Consider the following 2334-nt stretch of genomic DNA (forward strand, 5'->3'; position numbering starts at 1 on the left):
TGGAGTCCGTCGCGCACCGGGTCGGCTACGCCTCCGCCAGCTCCTTCGTCAGCGCCTTCCACCGCACCATCGGCGTGACCCCGCGCGAGTACTTCCCGGTGCGCGACGGACTCCAGGGGGAGGCCCTCGGCGAGCAGGGGCATCGCGGCCCGCATCCGGGCCTGTTCGCGCCACTGGCCGAAGGCGAGGCCCGTCTCGGCGACGAAGAGGCGGGCCAGGGTGCGGGCACTGGCACCGACGTGGGCGCCCCAGGCAGCGAGGGGGCGCGGGTCGGCGGGGTGCGCGGTGAGCGCGCGGGCGACCTCGCGGGCCCGGGGGTCGCGCGGTTCGGGGGCCGAGACGCTCGTGACGTGCACGGGGCGCAGCACGTCGAGGAGGACGGCCTCGGCGCGGGTGCGGGCTCCGGGGATCAGGTCGGTGCGCAGGAGATGGTCGATGAGGGCGCTCAGGAGGGGACCCACCGACACCACCGTGGGCTCCGTCCAGTCGACCTGCGGGCAGCTCTCGGGGGCCACGTAGGGGCTGCGCATCACCGCGTCGCCCGCCGACTCGGTGGTGTGGGGGACGCCCGCGGGGATCCACAGGGCGAGGGTGGGCGGCAGGAGCCAGGAGCCCTGCCGGGTGGTGACCCGCACCAGCCCCTTCTCGGACCAGGCGAGTTGGTGGACGGGGTGCCAGTGCCGGGAGAAGGCGGTGCCGCGCGGCATGGTGAAGTGGCCGACGAAGATCGCGGTCGGGTGCCGGCCGTCGCGCGGGGCGGGCGGACGTCTCTCGACACCGGCGGCGCGCTGCTCGGGGTCCGGCACGGCGCACACTCGGGGCTGTCCGTCTCGCGACATGGTTCGGCAGCCTAGCCCGTGGTGGACACGGCGGGGCCGGGCCTAGCGTCGGCCCCATGCCGATGAACCAGATGCACCGGAAGATCTGCAGCTCCGAGAAGTGGGCGCTCAAGACCCGGGAGCTGCTGCTGCCCTGGGCGCTCGTCGGCGTCGACCTGGGCACGGACGTCCTGGAGATCGGGCCGGGCTACGGCGCGAACCTCCGGGTGCTCGTGGAGCGGGTGCCGCGGCTGACCGCCGTCGAGATCGACGCCGAGACCGCCCGGCTGCTGGACGGGGCGTGGGGCGAGCGGGCCCGGATCGTGCACGCGGACGGGGCGGCCATGCCGCTGCCGGACGCGTCGTACGACTCCGTCGTCTGCTTCACGATGCTGCACCACGTGCCGACGGCCGAGCGGCAGGACGGCATCTTCGCGGAGGCGTTCCGCGTACTGCGGCCCGGCGGCACGTTCGCGGGCAGCGACAGCCGGTCCAGCCTCCGGTTCCGGCTGCTCCACATCCGGGACACGATGAACGTCGTCGACCCGGCGACCCTCCCCGCCCGGCTGGAGGCGGCGGGCTTCACGGACGTGGCCGTGGCCGTGCACGAGGGCGGCGGCAGCCTCCGCTTCCGCGCCCGGCGGCCCTGACCGCGCCGCCGGGGCTCGCGTGCGTCAGGGGGCGAAGCGGCGTACTTGACTTGCACCTCGGGCTGAAGCCCGAGGATTCTGGCCTTCTCGATCGTTGCTGTGCCGCTATGCGGCACGGGGTTCGGTCGGGAATCCGTGGCTTCCTGTTTCTTCGCGCTGTGCCGGGATTGCTCCTGGTCCTACCGGCGCTCCGCAGGCCGATACCGCCAGTCCGGCGGCCGTCTTCACGTTGATCGCGGCATTGGTGTCCCGGTCGTGGACGGTGCCGCAGGCGGTACAGGTCCATTCCCGGACGTTCAGGGGTTTGGGTCAGTCCATTGCGCCGCAGGTGGAACAGGTCTGGGAGGTCGGTGTGAACCGGCCGATCTTGACCAGGGTGCGGCCGTATCGTTCTGCTTTGTACTCCAGCATGCTGATGAACGATGACCATCCGGCGTCGTGGACGGACTTGGCCAGCCTCGTGCGGGCCAGTCCCGCCACCGACAGGTCTTCCACGGCGATCCCTTGGTTCTCGGAGATCAGCCTGGTGGAGAGCCGGTGGTGGAACTCACGGCGCGCGTCGGCGACCTTCGCGTGGGCGCGGGCGACCTTGAGGCGGGCCTTGGCCCGGTTCCTGGATCCCTTCTGCTTGCGGGACAGCTCCTGCTGGGCCTTCTTCAGTTTCTTCTCCGCCCGCCGCAGAAAACGCGGAGAGTCGATCTTCGTACCGTCGGAGAGGACCGCGAAGTGAGTCAGACCCAGATCGATGCCGATCGTGCGGTCGGTCTCCGGCATCCGCGCCTGGTCGGCGGCGGGGTCGGTGTCGATGACGAAGGAGGCGAAGAACCTGCCGGCGGCATCCTTGATGACGGTGACGGAGGTGGGGG

General features: G+C 71.9%; 2 protein-coding genes and 1 pseudogene. 1 reads left to right on the plus strand and 2 read right to left on the minus strand.

Annotation, left to right across the window (positions count from 1 at the left end):
• Positions 1-839: AraC family transcriptional regulator (locus AOK23_RS50820; protein ID WP_240496733.1), on the minus strand; the 839-nt coding region annotated here is incomplete at its 3' end.
• Between the two features lie 56 nt (positions 840-895).
• Here AOK23_RS50820 and AOK23_RS37220 point away from each other — a divergent pair.
• On the plus strand, positions 896-1468 hold the full coding sequence (locus AOK23_RS37220; RefSeq protein ID WP_055716903.1) for a class I SAM-dependent methyltransferase: 573 nt from the start codon (positions 896-898) through the stop codon (positions 1466-1468).
• A 105-nt stretch (positions 1469-1573) separates the two neighbouring features.
• On the opposite strand, the pseudogene AOK23_RS37225 reads toward AOK23_RS37220, so the two are convergent.
• Positions 1574-2334 (minus strand): annotated as a pseudogene (locus AOK23_RS37225) (RNA-guided endonuclease InsQ/TnpB family protein); the annotation flags it as partial.

It is taken from the genome of Streptomyces torulosus, from assembly GCF_001419765.1.
GTDB lineage: Bacteria > Actinomycetota > Actinomycetes > Streptomycetales > Streptomycetaceae > Streptomyces > Streptomyces torulosus.

Bases quoted from the DNA above. Each gene is read 5' to 3' on its own strand.
- AOK23_RS37220 (WP_055716903.1), top strand. From the start codon at position 896: ATGCCGATGAACCAGATGCACCGGAAGATCTGCAGCTCCGAGAAGTGG.